Genomic DNA, 18,844 nt, shown 5'->3' with positions numbered 1-18,844 from the left:
GGTGAAAGTATGGAAAACTTTACTGATATTCTAAATAGTAGAAAGTCTGTAAAAGGGTTCGATCCGGAGTTTAAAATTTCAAAAGAAGAAATGAATGAGATATTGGAAAAAGCTGCGACAGCACCTTCTTCAGTGAATATGCAGCCATGGAGAGTTGCTGTGGTTGAAAGTGATGAAGCTAAAGCGAAATTAAGACCACTCGTTCAATTCAATACGAACCAGAACGACACATCCTCTGCGATGCTCGTTATCTTTGGCGACTTGCAATGCTATGAGAATGCAGAATATATCTATGATAGTGCAGTTGAAAAAGGTATGATGCCACAAGAAGTCAGAGACCAAATCCTGCCACTCTTAAAGAACGGTTATAAAAGTTTAACGCGAGAACAAATGAGTGACATTGTAAAAATCGATAGTAGTTTAATGGCTATGCAATTGATGTTAATTGCGAAACAACATGGTTATGATACGAATCCGATTGGTGGATTTGAAGCAGATCAAATTGGTGAAGTCCTAGGTTATCCATTAGAACGTTATGTACCTGTTATGATTATCGCAATCGGTAAACAAGCTAAAGCACCACGTGATTCATTTAGAATGCCAAATGAAAAATTTGTTGAGTTCCAATAAGAAGTATAAGCTGTCAGTGTAAAAACTGGCAGTTTTTTTGTTATGTATGATCTATATAAAAGGAAGCGGATCAACCATTGGTCGATCCATTGCTTCCCACCATGCTATGTTCGTAAGACATGATGAACAGTTGCAACGAAGACATCTTTTGAATAAAAGTGCCTTTTATTGCCTCTGGGAGAGAAAGGCTTGATAACACCATCCTCTATTCACTCTTCGAGCAGACCTTGAGGATAGCCAGCCTCCACCAATTCGTCTTCGTCAGTAATAAGTTGATCCCAAGCGAAATTAATATCCTCAAGATTTACTGCACTATCAGAAGCTTCAAATTGTTCCACTATATCACCCTTTCTGCATCGATATAAGTATGGATTATAGGGCTTAGCGGAAGAGGCCTGTTTGCACAAATCTCTCCAATATACGGATACCCATTTTTATTATTATTAATTTGAAAATAACCTTTTCATTTAAAATTTTACTTATAATTATATTGTTTTAGTTTTGAAATAAGGTTTGACTAGTGTGGCTATTTCTTCAACTTTAGTTGTATAATCCTCATCATTTTTAGTAACTGATTCAATAACAATACCTAAAACTGCACTAGTTAAGAAAACTAAGATAGTTTGAACTGAGATGTTGTGCATTTGTAAGTAAGCATGATTAAGTTTAGGCTCTACTAGTTCAGTAATGACAGAACCTAGTCGTGTAAGAAATAGATTAGAGACTGGACTTTTATAAAGTTTTATAAAAACAACCTTATTTTTATGAATAAAGTTAAATCCATTCAGTATGCCTTGTTTGAAGTTTTCAGGTGTACTTTCTGAAGCGGCTTGGCGCATTGCTTGGGTATAGTCATTCATAATTTCATCTATCACTTCAAATTTGTCTGAAAAATGATTGTAGAATGTACGTCTACTAATACTTGTTTGTTCACAAATCATAGTTACAGTGATGGTTTCAAAAGAGTGTGTATCTAAGAGGCCTAATAAAGTAGATTTAATTTGTTCCATTGTATACTTTGTTCTTTTATCCATGTTTATCCTCTTTCTGCACAAATTGTATATAAGTGTGCAGAACTTTCGAGTAAAGTTCTGCTTTAGAATTCATTCCTTCATATAACCAGTCTATAGTTGAGATTACAAGTTTTCATTATAACGTAATTTCAAAAGAAAAAGGGAGGAATTCATAATGAAAGCAGCCGTTTGGTATGGCGAAAGAGATATTAGAGTTCAAGAGAGACAATTAAAAGAACTGAGCAGTGATGATGTCAAAGTGAAAGTGGCTTGGGCAGGTATTTGCGGTTCAGACTTGCACGCATATTTGCATCCAGACTCAGTACCGATGGAGAGAGGAACTGTGCTTGGACATGAATTTTCAGGTGTAGTAGAAGAAGTAGGTTCAGATGTTACAGAGCTTAAAAAAGGCGATCGTGTTTGTATTTATCCGATGATGTTCGAAGATCAAGAGAATGCATTATATGAACGCTTTGTTACTTTAGATGCGGTTGGTGCACAGATTGATGGAGGATTTGCTGAATATACAATCATTCCGCAGAATTCTGTATTCAAAGTACCAGAAGAGCTATCATTAGAACGAGCAGCATTGGTAGAGCCGGCATCTGTTGCGTATCAAGCTGTTAAAGATGCTGGAATTAAAGAAGGGGATATTGTGACTGTCTATGGTGCTGGGCCAATCGGTCTGTTCTCTATTGCGGCCGCAAAAGCACAAGGCGCAAAGCAAGTAATCGCAATTGATATTGCTGAAGAACGTTTGAAAATAGCTGAAGCAATGGGTGCAGATACAACGATTGATTCTACAAAAACAAATCCAGTAGAGGCCATTAGAAAAATGTATCCAGAAGGTGCAGATGTGAGTATAGAAGCAGCCGGTGTGGCAGATACATTTACACAATCCATTCAATCTACACGTGTAAGAGGCACAGTCATGATTGTAAGTTTCCACACGCAAAGTTTAGAATTCAATGTACCGCAAAACTTATTGTTTACGGGTGTAAATATTATGGGTTCTGTTGGATATGGTAATGACACATACAATCAAGTTATGAATGAATTAGCTTCCGGTGCATTAGCGTCAGAACCTATCATTACTAGTAAAATCACTTTAGACCATATTAAAGAAGATGGTTTTGAAAAATTGATTCAAGATAAGTCGCAAGAAAAAATCTTAATCCAACTCAATACGATAGACTAAGTTTCTATTTATATAGTAGTAAGTTCAAAGGAGGATGAGCATGTAATGCTTGTGCTCCTTTTTAATTAGTCTAAAATAATACATAAACGTTCAATAAAGAGGAAGGATCAAACAAATGAAAATAGGAGTCATTTCAGATTTACATATCGATCGCCCTTCTGATTATACTGAAGCACAATATACAGAACATTTAGCGCAGCTTGTTAAACAAGAACAATTAGATTTGTTAGTGATTGCTGGAGATATTTCGAATGATCATCAACAATCATATATCTTCATCCAACAAATGGAAGTATTAACAGGTATAGATGTACGTTTTATTCCGGGCAATCATGATTATTGGTCAACAGATGGCACGTCTACACAAGTGATTCATGATTTCTTTATGAGTAAGCCGGAACAATTGATGGGCAATCCTTACATTATTAATGATGAATGGGCAATTGTCGGAAATAGCGGTTGGTATGACTATAGTTACGCAAATCCTAAATATAGTTTAGATTATTTAGAACGCAGACGCTTTAAAGGTGCAACGTGGCAAGATAAAGTCCATGTTGATTGGGGAATGCCAGATAGAGAAGTGTCTCGTAAAGCTGCTGAACTGGCAGAAGCGGATATGAAAAAAGTTCAAGGTAGAAATATTATTTTGATTACACATGTGGTGACGGACCCTAGTTTTAAAGTGCCAATGCCGCATCGTATTTTTGATTACTTCAACGCATTTATCGGAACTTCTGACTTTATGAAGTTATATCAAGACTATCCCATACGCTATAGTTTGATGGGACATGTTCATTTCAGAGGAAGTATCACAAAGGATAATATCCATTATAGTTGTGTTTCATTAGGCTACTTCAGAGAGTGGCGGACAAAAGATATTGATAAAGAAATGCGTCATGCATTACAGGTGATAGAAATATAAAGGAGATTATCATCATGAATGAACTGTTCGGTTTCATATGGAACATTTTAAAAATCATTGTGTTTGGTGTTTATTTTATAGTAGCAGTTGGAGCGATGCTGAAGTTGTATCTGAAATTGATAGATTTTTATAAGACGCATTTAAGTCGAGTGTTTCTTGGAAGAGAAAATAGTGATAGTATAAGGTGGTTGGTTTTAATTATTTCTATTACTTTAGCGTTTCTTTCCTTTATCTTAATGACATATATTATTGCGAAAGTTATAGGTAATGGCGTACTTTTCCTATTCTTTTTAGTTGGTTTGTATTTTATATTTCGATATTATCAACAAAGTAAAGAAAACAATAAGAGTATGTAGTTAGTGTGATAGAGGATGGAAGAGAAGCGGTTTTGAAATTGAAAATGTAAGGCAAATCCAGGGGTTATAAGGCTTTTGTGCACAAGAATCATTATTAAAATATCCGGAAATCAAGGGTTTCAAACATTTCAATATAGTAATAAAGAGATAACAAAGGATAAGAAGAACGACGTTTTAACCCCGTCTTCACAGTACTTACAAGGTAGTAATATTTCAGTAACTATATTACATGCAAAATACATTTGTTTACAAAACAATTATACGCCTTTATTTAGTGTACTTCACGTGTTACCTTTAGTCTTGTAATTTTGATTGAGAGAAAAACGAAAAACGTATTAACGAATCAATAAAATTTTTAAGGACGGGAGTTTACATGATGAATAAATTAGTAACAGCTACTATTGTAGGTTTGGGAGTTTCTTCAGTAGGATTTATCAGTCACCACGCAGACGCAGCTGAAAATAACCAAGTTGCACCGCAACAAACACAACAAGCACAACAGACAGCAGATCAGACTAAAGGTTATTCATATGGATCATACTTCACGAAAGATACACAAGGTAATTACCACCACACATTAGATGGCAATTGGGACCAATCAATGTTTGATAATAAAGAATATCAATTCACTATCGTAGATGAAGCAGGGGCAACACACTATTTCTATTTCCCACAAAGTTTATTAAACCCTAGCTACCAATACGATGACAATAACTATTCAGCAAATGCATCAAACTCAGATGTCCAAGCAAATGGTTATGACGTAAATGAAGCACCATCAGCAGAAGATATCGCAAACAATCCAAACAAAGCTTCAGAAAATAACGCAACTTATAACAACAATACATCAAACGCACAATACGAAAACACATATAACCAATCACAAGATAATACAACATATGCACCTGCACAAAACGCTACATCTGATGCAGGTACAGCACAAAATGTTGAAGCTACACAAGCACCAGCACCACAAACAACACAAGCTAATGCTGCAGCTCAAGGACAACAAGGCGGCGGCTCAACACAAGGTTCTGACCAAGCAGCACAAACATCTGGTGACAGTGCACCTTCTAACCAAGCAGACGGTGCAACAGCACAAGATGCAGGTTGGTTAACTAAACATCCTAAGATCCAACCATATGGTCAATATCACGGTGGCGGCGCTCACTATGGTGTAGACTATGGTATGCCTGAAAACACACCTGTTTACTCATTAACAGACGGTACAGTAACACAAGCTGGCTGGAGTAACTATGGTGGCGGTAACCAAGTTACAATCCAAGAGAAAAACAGCAATAACTATCAATGGTATATGCACATGAACAGCTTAAATGTACAACAAGGACAAGATGTTAGTGCTGGTGACCAAATCGGTCTATCAGGTAGCACTGGTAACTCAACTGCACCACACTTACACTTCCAACGCATGCAAGGTGGCGTAGGTAACCAATACAGTGTGAACCCAGACAGCTACATCAACAGCAGAGCATAATTATTAACTTATAGTTCGATATCATTAATCATATTTTATAACCTTTTCACGTTATCTCTGAAGCTTATTCGGAGATAACGTTTTTTATTTGTTTTAGTTCCGATTGAAGCTTTTTTTATTTGATAAATGCGTAACTACAGGGAGTATAAGGAGGCGTTAAGTATAAAAAATGTACTAAGGGGGTAGAGAGAAATAGAAAGAGGGGATGTTAGTTATGAAAACAAGAGCAGCGGTATTATATGAAATGGGAAGTGAGCAGCCTTATAGTCAATCGCAACCACTGAAAGTTGAAGAACTTGAACTAGACGAACCTCGTGCACACGAAGTACTTATAAAAATTCATGCTGCGGGTCTATGTCATTCGGATTTATCAGTGATTAATGGCAGTCGCCCTAGACCTATGCCAATGGCGTTAGGACATGAAGCTGCTGGAGAAGTTATACAAACTGGCAGTGATGTGCTTGGCTTCGAAAAAGGAGACCATGTCGTTTGCGTCTTCATACCAAGTTGCGGACATTGTATCCCGTGTCGTGAAGGAAGACCAGCATTGTGTGAGAACGGTGCAGAATCGAATGAAAAAGGTGAAATGTTAGAGGGTGGTATTCGTTTATCTAACAACCAAGGTGAAGTTCACCATCACTTAGGGGTTTCAGGCTTCGCAGAATACGCAGTTGTCTCTGAAAACTCAATCGTCAAAATAGACAAAGAGATTCCGTTTGAACGTGCGGCAGTCTTTGGTTGTGCAGTAATTACAGGAATAGGTGCTGTTATGAACACAGCGCAAATCAGACCAGGCAGTAACGTCGCGATTGTTGGACTCGGTGGTATTGGTTTAAATGCTATTATTGGAGCTAGACTTGCAGGCGCTAATGAGATTATTGCTTTGGATATTAATGAAAACAAATTTGATATTGCTAAAGAATTAGGCGCGACAGCAGTATTTAATTCTAAAGATGAAGATATAGTAGATAAAATAAAATCATATGTGGATGGCGGTGTAGAATATGCATTTGAAACAGCAGGAGTCACACTAGCAATGGAAACTGCATACGCTATTACTAAACGTGGAGGCACAACTGTTACGACAGGATTGCCAGATCCAAGTCAACAATTCGCCTTTCCACAAGTAACGCTAGCTGCTGAAGAAAGAACAATTAAAGGATCTTATGTTGGCAGTTGTGTTCCAGATAGAGATATACCACGTTTTACTAATCTTTATCAAAAAGGACGTTTAAATATCGATCCATTAATAAGTAAAACATTAACTTTAGATGAGATTAATGAAGGATTTGACGAACTCGCAAATGGTGATGCGGGACGTATCATTATTAAAATGAACTAGTCATCGTATTATGTTTTACGTGAAACTTTGAAGTACTTCAGGGTAACTGAGGTACTTTTTTAGTTTTCTTTAACAACTTTACAGTTTCTTAAAACGTTTTATGTAGAAAATTATCAAAGTTTTAAATATAATTGAATTGTGAAAAAGATTTATCGGAGGAAGGAATATGGGGAAATACTGTACAACATGTAAAAATGCGTTACAGTCTAGTGAAGCTTTTTGTACTCAATGTGGTACACCAAGTCAATTTTCTCGTTCGGAGGTCATACATCAACAAAAAGATCATGGCAGAATTAAAACTTTCGTTTGGTGTAGTGTACTCGTATTAGTATTCTTAGCTCTAGTCGCTGGACTATTCTATGGTGTGTTGGCATTTTGGTCGAATCAAGTTGGTAAAGCACAACCTAGAGCGTCACATTTACCACCTACGCATAAAGTAGAGATTGATGTGAACTCACCAATGTTCAGTCAAGGTTATATGCATGCGCCTAATACAGAGGGGTATGAAGGTTTTGAAATAGGGGAAACCAAAAGTGCGATAGAGAGAGAATATGGTCGTGCAGAAGGTGCTAAAACAATTGATGGCAAGAAAGCTGAATTATATGGCAATATCGGTGTCAGTTATAATTCAAACAATCAAGTCAGTCATGTGTTTGTAGTACCTGGAAAAATGACAAAAGATGACTTCACAGATTTTCATAATGGGCCTGATGAAATTTCAAATGGCAATTGGTATTACGATACAGATAAAGCCAACGGCTTTTCAATCAAAGTCTATACTTCAAAACATGATATAGAAGCCATTGAAAACATCATGCAGAGATAGATTCAAAACAGTAGAAGTACGAAATAGTACATAAGATAAAGCGCCTGAACAAAGAGTTCATGGCGCTTTTTTAGCATTAAAGTTCTGACTGACGTTTGTCTGAAGTAAGAGATGCGGACGTCTTATAAACCTCGATTTATCGCTATTTGTAAGTATGTATCTTTAAAAGGGCAGTACTAATTTTTTGAATGATGGTTTGAATGATAAAAGCAATAATAAGATACAAAAAGTTCCACTTACCTTATCGCAAGTGGAACTTTTTTATCTATATGAAACCCATTTGGGTGTTATGCAAATTGTGATATTAATCGATTCATTAGTATTGTGCTTATTTTTTACGTTTGATACCGATTTGACGACCAAGTTCTTTAGGTTGGTCTAATCCTTCTTTATCTACTAGTTCAGCATCTTGTTCAATATTTTGTGCGATATCTTCAGGGAAGGGTACTGGGCGACCTGAGTCTGTATCAATACCCATTAACATGACTTCGTATGTGGCACATACATCTTGTGCTTGATCATACAGTGTCATGAATGCATGAAGACGTTTCGCATCATGATCGACAAGTTGTACAGTCACCGTCAAATCTTCATCTTTGTTAACTTCTTTTTGATACGTTTCATGATTTTCTAAAGTGAAGACTGTGTAATGACGGCGCTCGATTTCAGCTTCGCTTAAACCTAAGTAAGCGAGATATTCATCTGTCGCATTACTGAAAACACGGTTGTATTCTGCATCGTTCATATGATTATTATGATCGAGCCATTCGTCTTTTACTGTCACTTGATACGTAAAGAGTTGTGTCATGAATTTATACCCCCTGTGATTGAGGTTGACGTTTCTTCATACCTGGTGTTTCAGTTGGCCAATATTCTTGCGCAAGTTTTTTCACTTTCACTAAGAATTCATTACGTTTTTGGTCAAGTTCTGACATTGTGTAACCTTGTGAACTTGTTTCGCATCCTTCTACAACTGCGTTGTATAAATCAGTTGTTAATTCTGGCGCAACTAATTTAGTCCAAGGTTTCTTAAGTGCTGGACCGAATTGTTTCAACATGTGACGCATACCGCCATTACCACCAGCTAAGTGGAATGTCATGAATGGACCATATTGTGCGTAGCGTAAGCCTGCTGCGTGAGTGAAGGCTTTATCTACTTCTTCAGTAGTTGCGATACCTTCATTAACGATGTGTAATGATTCACGCCATAAAGCTTCCATAAGACGGTCCGCAATGTGTCCTTCGATTTCGTTACGGACATGTAAGACGTCCATGCCAATACCTTCATAAAGTTCTTCAGCTTTTACAACTGTGTCTTCTGCAGTTTCTTTACCTGGTACAATTTCAACTAACGGTAAGATATAAACAGGGTGGAAAGGATGTGCTACAACTAAACGCTCTGGATGTTTTAATCCTTCTTGCAGTTCAGTTGGCATAATACCTGAAGTACTTGAACCGATAATTGCATCAGGACGTGCATAAGTGTCGATTTCTTTTAAGACACTTGCTTTGATTTCTTCAACTTCTGGTACATTTTCTTGAATCAAGTCTGCATCTTTCACAGCTTCATCTAAGTGTGGTGTGAAAGTCAGATTATCTAAAGATGCACCTTCTGCTAATCCCATTTCTTCAGCGTATGGCCAATTTTGTTTGATTTGTGCCATCATTGCTTCTTGTGCGCCTTCACCTGGGTCAGTTGCGATCACTTCGTGACCATGCGCAAGCATGCGAGTGATCCAGCCACTGCCGATAACGCCTGTTCCTATTACTGCAAATTTCATTTTAATTGTCTCCTTTTGGCTGAGTTAAATTGTATTTTTCACGCGCTTCTTGCGGTGTCATAGGTTCCATATCTAAACCTTTTAAGATTTCTACTGCTTTTTCTACTAGTTCTTCGTTTGTCGCTTTAACACCTTTTGATAAATAGATGTTATCTTCTAAGCCGACACGTACGTTGCCGCCGCGTTTCGCAGCTTCTTCTACTGTTGGCAGCTGCATTTTACCGATACCGAATGCTGACCAATGAGCATTTTCTGGTAAACGTGTTTTGAAGTATTCAATCGTTTCTGCATCATTGTCTGCACCCCATGGAATACCTAGGCAGAATTGATACATTGGTTCACCTTCGATTAAACCTTCAGAAACTAATTGGTTCGCAAAACGGATATGACCGCTATCGAAACATTCTAATTCAGGTTTTACACCTGCATCTTTGATTAATTGTGCTTGACGGCGTAACCAATCTGTCGGGCTGATATAAACCATATCTCCGAAGTTGACACTACCGCAGTCTAGTGTACAAATTTCTGGTAATAATTCTCCAACTGGCTCATGACGTTCATCTGGTGTTTGGATATCTGAACCTTCTCCGGCTTGGTAAGGGTTCTGCATATCTGGGATGAAGTCGCCACCGCCGCCTGCAGTAATATTAATCACAATATCTTCATCTGCTTCACGGATTAAACGTACTGCTTCTCTATATAATTCAACATCATGGCTTACGCCACCTGTTTCTGGATCTCTTGCATGAATATGTGCCACTGTTGCGCCTGCACGTGCACATTTAATTGCGGCATCCGCAATCTCTTCAGGTGTTACGGGTACATGTTTATTTTTTTCTGTTGTGTCGCCAGCGCCTGTAATTGCTGCTGTTAACATTACTTTTTTCATGGACTATTTATCCCTCCGAGTTTCAGTTATTTTTTTCAACGGTTGTTAGTGTACCAACTGGACGGTTTTATTTCAACCCCTTTGTTCAAGAAAAATAAAAAAAGAGAGTCTCTTTTTTTGTAAGAGCCTCTCATGACAAGGGTTATACCTCTATTTATTTACTGCTTAATTCTTTTAAGCGATCTAAGACAGCTTCTCGTATGTCTTCGTCGATAGATGTTAAACCGAAAATTTCAGATAGCCATAAGCCATCTACAGCTAAACGATAAATCGTCGCATCCACTGCGTCTAAACCATCAGATTCAATATGGTTTTGCCAATCTTGGTAGGTTTCTTGTAGGGGACCGAGTAAATTACGATCATTACCTTGTGCTGCTAGAATGGCAGAAGTCACAGCTTTGTTTTCTTTACGATGTTCACGTGTTGCCTCAATAAAGGCATGGAGCCATTTACTTTCTTTTTCGTTATCAATATAATGATTAACATTTTCTTTATAAAGTTCATTCGCATGGTCCACTAGACCTTGAATTAAGGCTTGTTTGGTATTGAAATGATAGAGGAGTCCACCTTTACTCACTTCTGCACGTTGTGCCACGGCATCAAGTGTTAAGGCACTGACACCTTGTTCATTCACAATATCGGCTGCTGCTTGTAATAACATCTCTCGCTTTTGATTCTTAGCCATTATTTCACCACTTTCTATATAGCTAGGTAGTTTTAACGCTTCACTATTAATTTTAGCGTAAAACTTCACAGAAACAAGTTTAACCCTGAGTTATTGCTTTAAATAGGGGGTTACACCTATATAGACGCTTATTTTATACCCTGATACCTATATGTATAAATAAAAAACCAAGCTCTATATCAGAACTTGGCATCTATTTAAAAGATTAATTGAATGACTGCGATGATTATTAATATACTGATAATCCATTTTTGAACAACACTCGGTAACTTCTTACCAATCATTAAACCAATCGGTGCGAAGATAATACTACCAATGACTAAAGGAATCGCATCTGCGATAGGAATAAAGCCTTGGAAGAGTTTAATCACAAAGGAACCGATAGATGAGATAAATGCGATTACGATACTGTTTGCGACGACGGTATTCATCGGTAATTTAAAGAATACGAGCAAGACTGGAATAATCATGAACGAGCCACCTGCACCAACAATACCAGAAATGGCCCCGATACCAATGCCGAATAAGATGAGTAACATACGGTTTAAGTGCGGTGTGCTTTCTTGCGGTTTCACTTTAATGAATAATAACACCAACGCAAGAATTGCGACCACGATATAAACAATATTTACTGCAGTCGTACTGAACCATTGTGTAAAGAAAGCACCGACTGTACTCCCAATTAGTGTGCTAGCACCCATGTACAGTACGAGTTTTAATGAGAATTCTGGATTGCTTTTCGCTTTAATCGAACCGCTGAGTGTACTGAAGAATACTTGGCTGGATGCGAGTCCTGAAGCGAGATAAGGTGTGTAAGTGTGAAGACCTAAAAGGCTCGGAATGATTAGAATAGCGGGATAGATAATAATTGCGCCACCTATACCGACCATTCCAGAAACTAAACCGTCAAATACCCCGATAAGGAGCATCGTAATTAAAGTCACGATATCCATTATTTACTTTTCACAAGCAAGTTGATTGCTTCTTCAATTAAGGCTTGTGAATCTTCGTTATTATCTTCTGCTGCTTTAACGCATTCTACTAAATTTTCGCTGACAATTACTGCCATTAAGCGTTGTAATGCGCTTTTAGAAGAACTTAGTTGTGTAATAACATCCTTACAATCTTTATCTTCTTCCATCATTTTCACGACGCCATTCAATTGTCCTTGTAAACGTTTAATACGATTAATCATTTTTTGATCATAATTCATTCATAATACCCCCATATTAAGACTGAGTAGTTTTATTGTAGTTGGAAAAAGAATTTTTGTCAAATACCCACTAGGGCATTTGACATTTATCCTTAAAGGCTTTAAGATACCCCTATAGGTATTTTTGAAAGGGAGGCAACACGGGAGTATATGAAAACACAACACATTAATGAATTCAGTAATCAAGATTTTGAACGTTTAGCAAAAGATGGACAATTAATCGATGTCAGAACACCTGAAGAATACGCAGACGGGCACATTAAAGGTGCGGAATTATATCCAGTCGATCAAATAGAACAGTTCGATAAGAAAAAAGATAAAACGTACTATATTTATTGTAGAAGCGGTAAACGCAGTCTAAAAGCTGCAGAGTATCTAGACAAACAAGGTTATGACGTTGTAAATCTAGATGGCGGTTATGTGGCTTATAGTGAAGGTGACGATAATACAGAAGTTAAAGAAAGTACAGAAACGAAAGTAAAAGATAACCGCAAACAATTAAACTACAGTGGCTTACAATGTCCTGGTCCTATCATAAACTTAAGCCAAGAAATGAAACAACTTAAACCAGGTGATCAAGTTGAAGCAACAGTTACTGACCCAGGTTTCTACAGTGACATTCAAAGCTGGGTGAAACAAACAGGTAATACCCTAGTACGTATTAACCAAGATGACGAAAAAGTCACAGCAATTATTCAAAAAGAAGAACCAAAAGCAATGGAAGTTTCACATTCCGCAAACGGTACAACAATCGTGTTATTCAGCGGAGAACTTGATAAAGCATTAGCTGCGTTGATTATCGCAAATGGTGCGAAAGCAGCAGGTCGTGACGTTTCAATCTTCTTCACATTCTGGGGATTAAATGCGTTGAAGAAAGAAAATCCAGCGAACGTGAAGAAAAAAGGTATCGCAAAAATGTTCGATATGATGTTGCCGAAAACACCAGTGAAAATGCCGTTATCTAAAATGAATATGTTCGGCTTAGGCAACTTAATGATGCGTTATGTCATGAAAAAGAAAAATGTGGATTCTCTTCCAGCATTGTTAGATAAAGCAATCGAACAAGATATTAAATTGATTGCGTGCACAATGAGCATGGATGTCATGGGCATTGAAAAAGAAGAATTACGTGACGAAGTGTCATACGGCGGTGTAGGCAGCTATATCGGTGACACACAAAACGCAAGCCATAACTTATTTATCTAAAGAGAGACAAAACACAAATAAGTAAAGGAGTTTTAGAATGTTTTTCAAACAATTTTATGATAATAAATTATCACAAGCCTCTTATTTAATCGGTTGTCAACGTACAGGAGAAGCAATGATTATCGATCCAGTACGTGACTTATCTAAATATATTGAAGTCGCAGATGATGAAGGCTTCACAATTACTAAAGCAGCTGAAACACACATTCACGCTGACTTCGCATCAGGTATCCGTGATGCAGCTGAACGCTTAAACGCACAAGTGTATGTCTCAGCTGAAGGCGGAGAACAATTCGGCTACAAAAATATGCCTGAAAACACAACATTTGTGAAAGGCCATGATCATATTGATGTAGGTAACATTGATATTGAAGTGTTATTCACACCAGGTCATACACCAGAAAGTATCAGTTTCTTACTCACTGATAAAGGCGGTGGCTCTTCAGTACCGATGGGTCTCTTTACCGGTGACTTCATCTTCGTAGGCGATATCGGTCGTCCAGACCTATTAGAAAAAGCAGCACAAGTTGAAGGCACAACTGAAAAAGGTGCGAAACAAATGTATGATTCTATTCAATCAGTGAGTGAATTACCAGACTATATCCAAATCTGGCCCGGTCATGGTGCAGGAAGTCCTTGTGGTAAATCACTAGGTGCTGTTCCAACATCTACACTCGGTTATGAACGTGTAAACAACTGGGCATTCAATGTGAATGATAAAGAAGCATTCGTGAAACAGCTCACTTCAGAACAACCTGATCCACCACATCATTTCGGTCATATGAAATATATCAACCAAATGGGAACAGACTTATATACACCATATGATGTATATCCAAGTCTAGATTCAGACCGTCTTGCATTCGACGTACGTTCACGCTCAGCGTATCATGGTGGTCATGAATACGGCACAATCAATATTCCATTCGATAAAGGCTTCATTAACCAAATCGGTTGGTATCTTGACTACGACAAAGACATCGATTTAATCGGTGACCGCGACTTAGTACAACAAGCGGCTTACCAACTTCAATTAATCGGTTATGACCGTGTCGCAGGTTACCGTTTACCGAAATATGATGTTATGACACCTTCTGTACACAGTGCAGACATGACAGGTAAAGAAGAAAATGTATTAGACGTACGTACAAATGATGAATGGGATGCAGGTCATCTTGACCAAGCGAAACACATCAAACACGGTAAATTACTAGATGCGGATGTTCCATTTGATAAAGACGCGCCAATCTATGTACATTGCCAATCAGGTGTACGTAGTTCAATCGCAGTCGGTATCTTAGAAAATAAAGGCTTCACAGATGTGATCAACGTAAGAGAAGGCTACCAAGCAATTCCTGATTCTCTTAAAAAATAAGTAATCGTTAAATAGGTAAAATCTAGTCTAACCGAGCACTCATTTCAGGGTGTTCGGTTTTTTCGTTGTTTTGACAGAGATAAAAGAGACTTGTAAGATAGATTAAAGTAAATAATGAAGAAAGAGTGAAGATTATGTCTCAAAAACGCAACGATTTATTAGCAGTCGCAGAACAATTGTTTTATGAATATGGATTCAACGGTGTCGGATTGAAACAGATTATTCAAGAAGCGAACGTTGCGACAATGACATTGTATAATCACTTTGATTCAAAAGAGAAGTTAGTAGAAGCGGTTTTAAAACAACGTGAAGCGCGCTATTGGGAATATTTAGATGAGTATACAAAAACTAAACAAGTACAACCTCTAACCTGTATTGTGAAAGCTCATTGTAAGTGGCTGAAAGATTATTCTTATAAAGGTGATATGTTCTTAAGAGCGATTGAAGATTACGCTGAAAGTAATCAAGACATTGTTTCTATTGCTAGAGGACATAAACAACGTTTATTAGATTATTTAGAGCACCTCACTGCAGAACAAGGATTAGAAGATCAAGAAGCATTAGCGATTCAATATGCATTACTATTAGAAGGCACAACTTCTATGACCGCATTAGTCGGTGTGGATAAAGCAACAGATCACGCATTACGTATTGCGGAGATGTATTTAAGGGAAGCAGCATACAAATAGAATTTAAAAAGATAAGACTTCAGCATTTAAAAAATGCTGATTTTCTTTTACACTAAAATAGAATGAACGTTATATCTAAAAGGAGAGAAGTTTATGAGGTTTTCTAAGCTGGTTATACCTGGTATTTTAATGATAGCTGTGACATATGGGCTGGGTCGGTTCAGCTTTGGTTTGTTTTTACCAGATATTTCACAAGATTTAAGTCTGACACCGACACAGGCTGGTTTAATTTCATCACTGTTTTATTTATCTTATTGTTTCTCCATTATCTTTGCGACATTTAAAACTGATAAAGTCGGGCCGAAAAATATGATTATGGCCGCAGGTTTATCAGTATTAATCGGACTTATTTTAATTGGTATCTCACCTAATTTAATGATTCTTGCCTTAGGTGTGTTATTTGCGGGTGCTAGTACAGAATTCGTCTCACCACCTTATGGTTATGTGATTTCATTATGGATTAAATTAGAGGAACAAAGTAAAGCGAACACTTGGATTAACTCAGGTACAAGTATTGGTTTGATGCTTGCTGGAGTCACTGCAATGATCGCATTTTTAGATTGGAGAACGATGTATCTCACTTATGCAGTACTCGCGCTTATTATGTTGGTGTGGAACTTTATAATTATTCCAAGTTTAAATCAACCTCTTGAAATTTATACAGGTTCATTTAATTTATTAGATGTTAAAAATGGCAGTCGTATTGCTTTAGCTTCTACCTTGCTAGGTATTGCGACTGCACCATTTTGGACATTCTCTAAATCTTTCGTTCAAGCCACAGATCTTTATACAAACTTTCAACTCTCTATTTTCTGGATTTTAATTGGGGTCTTCGGCATTATTGGAGGTGTTTCAGGCAACATCATTGAGCAAAAAGGCATACGTTTTGCTTATAATTTAGGTGTGATTGCGATTTCTGCCGCATCCATTTTACTCGCACTTGCGCAGTTGTTATGGATTACACCTTTTATTGCCTCTTCTTTATTTGGCATTAGCTATATTTTCTTAACAGGTGTACTAATGGTTTGGGGCATTCGTGTCTATGTTAGAAATGCGTCAATCGGTATCGGCATTCCTTTCTTACTCCTGGCAGTCGGACAAGTAATCGGTTCTATCCTAGCAGGACCACTAATTGTTTTCCTAAACTACAAAGCAACCTTTGTTGTATTTGGTTTAATCAGTTTAAGCGCGCTATGGATTTATCCTAAATTTAAACTCAAAGATAACCCAGTGCCAGAAGCAGAATACAGTAAATTGCAAGAAGATAATAAACATGTGTTGAAGGATTTTGAGGAAGAATAAAAAAAGAGAGTCGTGCTTATATGTTAGGTGTATGCATATATACTATGATAATTATTTGCTTTTCAATTAAAGTTTGGTGTAAATATGAGTAATCTAAAAACCTGAAAGCAGTGATATAAGCTAAATCGTATATTTTAAAGGGGCTGTTATAAAATTAAAAAACAAGTGTTTTGTAGTGTTATTATAAGCTGAAAATTTTAAAAATGAGAATTGATGATTTTGATTTATATCATAGGCTTGGGTACTTAAGGCATCAAACTACTGTATGTAATAGCCGAACATAAAATAATATGGGAGAATAAATGACTGTTCTTGTTTGATTAACTTGATTAATAAACATATGTTGATTTTAGAATGAAAATTTCAAAGCATAAAGTGTAATCAACTTTTTAATTCTAATATTTAACATAATATTATATACTTTTCGAGAATAATGACACTTCAACCAAAATATCAAAGTTCAAAATATCTTAAAATGTTAAAGATAGTGAGATTTGAATTGCATCAATTTATAAGGGACACAGAAAATAGAATGAAGTCATTTTGAATCGATAAAATTGTTGAAGTTGTATAGGTTTAGACAAATGTTTACTATGGTTAGTTCGAAGAGTATTGGAAATCTATAAAGAAATCTAAATGAGTAAAAAAGTAACAATTATTAAGGATTGATGCTAGATAAAAAATTTTGATTGAAAATAAATATATAAAAGAGGATGTCAGTAATTACTTAATAATAAAAAAGGGTATAAGTATGAGTTTTAATACTGAAAACAGAACAATTAAGGATATATTTCAACGAGCAGCTGAATATAAAGTACCAAGATACCAAAGAACTTATGTATGGAAAGAAAATAATTGGTCAGAGCTTTTAACAGATGTTACTTTTACAATTAACACAGATTCTGACTCTAATTGGTCTCACTTTCTTGGAACAATAGTTTTAAATGATAAAAATAAAAATTTGGGAACAGCTAAGGATCCAGGGGTGGATTATTATGAGATTATTGATGGTCAACAACGTTTGACTACAATCTTTGTTATTTTTGCAGTTATTGTAAAACACTTAAATGATATGGATAATGAAGAAGCTGAAAACCGTGCTAAATTTATAAAAAATACTTATTTAACAACTTTAAAATCGACTAATGAAACAATTTCTAAAATTAACAATCCAGATCTTCATTCGTCACTCCTTTCAATCTTAGATTATATAAGCAAAGACTCAAAAGTAAAGCTAGAAAAGAGCAACAACACTCTGTATCATGTTTTTAACTACTTTGATGATTATATAAAAGAGAAAAGCTTTGAAGAAACAGACATGTTCTTAAACCAACTACTAAAGATTAATATTGTCGAAATTGTATCTGGAGAAGAAGAGGAAATTTATAACATTTTCGAAGTGTTAAATGCTAGGGGACAAAAGTTGAAACAAATGGAGTTACTAAAGAATCATATAATGAAATATGTCCAACCTAGAACGGATGATTTTATTGATCACTCAAAAAACAAGTGGAATGATTTAATAGAAATCACCAAAAATTTATCGGATATTGACAGTTTGATTAATCATTTTTCAAAATGCTATATAAAAAAAGAGCAGAAAATATAAACTCTGTATACAAATTAATAAAAGAAGAAGTTAGCATAGATAAACTTTCTGGTCTGTTAGATGATTTACATGAATTTGCAAAATCTTATATGGAAGTTAATAAGGTAGAAAAATCTAATACGGCAGTTGAATATTTTAATATCAAAAGAAATCAACAGATTCGTTCTCTTTTAGCAGCAATAAATCTTCTGAAGAATATAATAGATACAAAAAGTTATTGGAAGAGGTTGAAAAGTAAAATTAAAACCTGTATAAAACCTAAAATAATGAAAAAGAAACTAAGAGAGCCCTCAATGCACTGAGGCTCTCTTTT

The 18,844-nt window shown here is 36.3% G+C and carries 21 protein-coding genes; 13 read left to right on the top strand and 8 right to left on the bottom strand.

The genetic code is table 11. The annotated features are described in order from the left end of the window. Positions 1 to 9 precede the first annotated feature (9 nt). Positions 10 to 630 (top strand): nitroreductase family protein, encoded by a 621-nt coding sequence (locus HMPREF3270_RS12340; RefSeq protein ID WP_070849221.1) that lies wholly within the window; start codon positions 10 to 12, stop codon positions 628 to 630. Positions 631 to 839: 209 nt separating this feature from the next. On the opposite strand, the gene HMPREF3270_RS14295 is transcribed toward HMPREF3270_RS12340, so the two are convergent. After that, positions 840 to 968: a hypothetical protein gene (locus HMPREF3270_RS14295; RefSeq protein WP_256324381.1), complete on the bottom strand. Its 129-nt coding sequence runs from the start codon at positions 966 to 968 to the stop codon at positions 840 to 842. 147 nt (positions 969 to 1,115) lie between these two features. Continuing rightward, positions 1,116 to 1,664: a TetR/AcrR family transcriptional regulator gene (locus HMPREF3270_RS12330; RefSeq protein ID WP_002480209.1), complete on the bottom strand. Its 549-nt coding sequence runs from the start codon at positions 1,662 to 1,664 to the stop codon at positions 1,116 to 1,118. A 154-nt stretch (positions 1,665 to 1,818) separates the two neighbouring features. Here HMPREF3270_RS12330 and HMPREF3270_RS12325 point away from each other — a divergent pair, with 154 nt between their 5' ends. The 6 genes from HMPREF3270_RS12325 to HMPREF3270_RS12300 all read left to right on the top strand — a co-directional run bounded on the left by HMPREF3270_RS12325 (position 1,819) and on the right by HMPREF3270_RS12300 (position 7,782). Continuing rightward, complete coding sequence (locus HMPREF3270_RS12325; RefSeq protein ID WP_070849218.1) at positions 1,819 to 2,841, top strand: zinc-binding dehydrogenase; 1,023 nt, start codon at positions 1,819 to 1,821, stop codon at positions 2,839 to 2,841. 115 nt (positions 2,842 to 2,956) lie between these two features. Next, positions 2,957 to 3,763 (top strand): metallophosphoesterase, encoded by an 807-nt coding sequence (locus tag HMPREF3270_RS12320; protein ID WP_023014816.1) that lies wholly within the window; start codon positions 2,957 to 2,959, stop codon positions 3,761 to 3,763. Positions 3,764 to 3,777: 14 nt separating this feature from the next. Further along, the gene (locus HMPREF3270_RS12315) at positions 3,778 to 4,119 is read left to right on the top strand and encodes a hypothetical protein (RefSeq protein WP_070849215.1); all 342 of its coding nucleotides are present in this window, start codon (positions 3,778 to 3,780) and stop codon (positions 4,117 to 4,119) included. Positions 4,120 to 4,492: 373 nt separating this feature from the next. After that, entirely contained in the window at positions 4,493 to 5,614 is a 1,122-nt protein-coding gene (locus HMPREF3270_RS12310; RefSeq protein WP_002480205.1) for a M23 family metallopeptidase, read from the top strand. A 214-nt stretch (positions 5,615 to 5,828) separates the two neighbouring features. Then, positions 5,829 to 6,956, top strand: coding sequence for a zinc-dependent alcohol dehydrogenase family protein (locus HMPREF3270_RS12305; protein WP_070849212.1), 1,128 nt, complete (start codon positions 5,829 to 5,831; stop codon positions 6,954 to 6,956). Between the two features lie 166 nt (positions 6,957 to 7,122). Next, positions 7,123 to 7,782 carry a hypothetical protein gene (locus HMPREF3270_RS12300; RefSeq protein ID WP_060803813.1) on the top strand — a complete coding sequence of 220 codons (660 nt, stop codon included), beginning with the start codon at positions 7,123 to 7,125 and terminating at the stop codon, positions 7,780 to 7,782. Between the two features lie 328 nt (positions 7,783 to 8,110). Here HMPREF3270_RS12300 and HMPREF3270_RS12295 read toward each other — a convergent pair whose 3' ends face one another. The 6 genes from HMPREF3270_RS12295 to cstR form a co-directional block, all read right to left on the bottom strand. Beyond that, on the bottom strand, positions 8,111 to 8,590 hold the full coding sequence (locus HMPREF3270_RS12295; protein ID WP_070849209.1) for a thioesterase family protein: 480 nt from the start codon (positions 8,588 to 8,590) through the stop codon (positions 8,111 to 8,113). A 4-nt stretch (positions 8,591 to 8,594) separates the two neighbouring features. Continuing rightward, positions 8,595 to 9,563 (bottom strand): 3-hydroxyacyl-CoA dehydrogenase NAD-binding domain-containing protein, encoded by a 969-nt coding sequence (locus tag HMPREF3270_RS12290; RefSeq protein ID WP_070849205.1) that lies wholly within the window; start codon positions 9,561 to 9,563, stop codon positions 8,595 to 8,597. A gap of 1 nt (position 9,564) precedes the next feature. Continuing rightward, on the bottom strand, positions 9,565 to 10,452 hold the full coding sequence (locus HMPREF3270_RS12285; RefSeq protein WP_023014809.1) for a beta-keto acid cleavage family enzyme: 888 nt from the start codon (positions 10,450 to 10,452) through the stop codon (positions 9,565 to 9,567). Positions 10,453 to 10,606: 154 nt separating this feature from the next. Then, positions 10,607 to 11,137, bottom strand: coding sequence for a TetR/AcrR family transcriptional regulator (locus HMPREF3270_RS12280; protein WP_070849202.1), 531 nt, complete (start codon positions 11,135 to 11,137; stop codon positions 10,607 to 10,609). Between the two features lie 197 nt (positions 11,138 to 11,334). Further along, positions 11,335 to 12,090 carry a sulfite exporter TauE/SafE family protein gene (locus HMPREF3270_RS12275; RefSeq protein ID WP_070867269.1) on the bottom strand — a complete coding sequence of 252 codons (756 nt, stop codon included), beginning with the start codon at positions 12,088 to 12,090 and terminating at the stop codon, positions 11,335 to 11,337. Continuing rightward, entirely contained in the window at positions 12,090 to 12,350 is a 261-nt protein-coding gene (gene cstR / locus HMPREF3270_RS12270; protein ID WP_002480195.1) for a persulfide-sensing transcriptional repressor CstR, read from the bottom strand. The genes HMPREF3270_RS12275 and cstR overlap by 1 nt, the downstream gene beginning before the upstream one ends. Before the next feature lie 150 nt (positions 12,351 to 12,500). Between cstR and HMPREF3270_RS12265 the strand changes: the two genes are divergently transcribed. The 6 genes from HMPREF3270_RS12265 (at position 12,501) to HMPREF3270_RS14080 (ending at position 18,833) form a co-directional block, all read left to right on the top strand. Then, complete coding sequence (locus HMPREF3270_RS12265; protein WP_070849196.1) at positions 12,501 to 13,556, top strand: DsrE/DsrF/DrsH-like family protein; 1,056 nt, start codon at positions 12,501 to 12,503, stop codon at positions 13,554 to 13,556. Positions 13,557 to 13,593: 37 nt separating this feature from the next. Beyond that, positions 13,594 to 14,931: a persulfide dioxygenase-sulfurtransferase CstB gene (gene cstB / locus HMPREF3270_RS12260; protein WP_023014807.1), complete on the top strand. Its 1,338-nt coding sequence runs from the start codon at positions 13,594 to 13,596 to the stop codon at positions 14,929 to 14,931. 134 nt (positions 14,932 to 15,065) lie between these two features. Next, the gene (locus tag HMPREF3270_RS12255; protein ID WP_023014806.1) at positions 15,066 to 15,620 is read left to right on the top strand and encodes a TetR/AcrR family transcriptional regulator; all 555 of its coding nucleotides are present in this window, start codon (positions 15,066 to 15,068) and stop codon (positions 15,618 to 15,620) included. A 93-nt stretch (positions 15,621 to 15,713) separates the two neighbouring features. After that, positions 15,714 to 16,922, top strand: a complete 1,209-nt coding sequence (locus HMPREF3270_RS12250; protein ID WP_070849193.1) for an MFS transporter — start codon at positions 15,714 to 15,716, stop codon at positions 16,920 to 16,922. A gap of 685 nt (positions 16,923 to 17,607) precedes the next feature. After that, complete coding sequence (locus tag HMPREF3270_RS12245) at positions 17,608 to 18,531, top strand: DUF262 domain-containing protein (protein WP_176746753.1); 924 nt, start codon at positions 17,608 to 17,610, stop codon at positions 18,529 to 18,531. Further along, a complete protein-coding gene (locus HMPREF3270_RS14080) occupies positions 18,501 to 18,833 on the top strand; it encodes a hypothetical protein (protein ID WP_057510651.1) in 333 nt (110 codons plus the stop codon). The genes HMPREF3270_RS12245 and HMPREF3270_RS14080 overlap by 31 nt, the downstream gene beginning before the upstream one ends. The last annotated feature ends 11 nt before the right edge of the window (positions 18,834 to 18,844 follow it).

The sequence above is a fragment of the Staphylococcus sp. HMSC65H10 genome (assembly GCF_001839185.1).
GTDB classification, from domain to species: Bacteria; Bacillota; Bacilli; order Staphylococcales; family Staphylococcaceae; genus Staphylococcus; species Staphylococcus simulans.
This window is presented reverse-complemented; position numbering and strand designations above follow the sequence as displayed.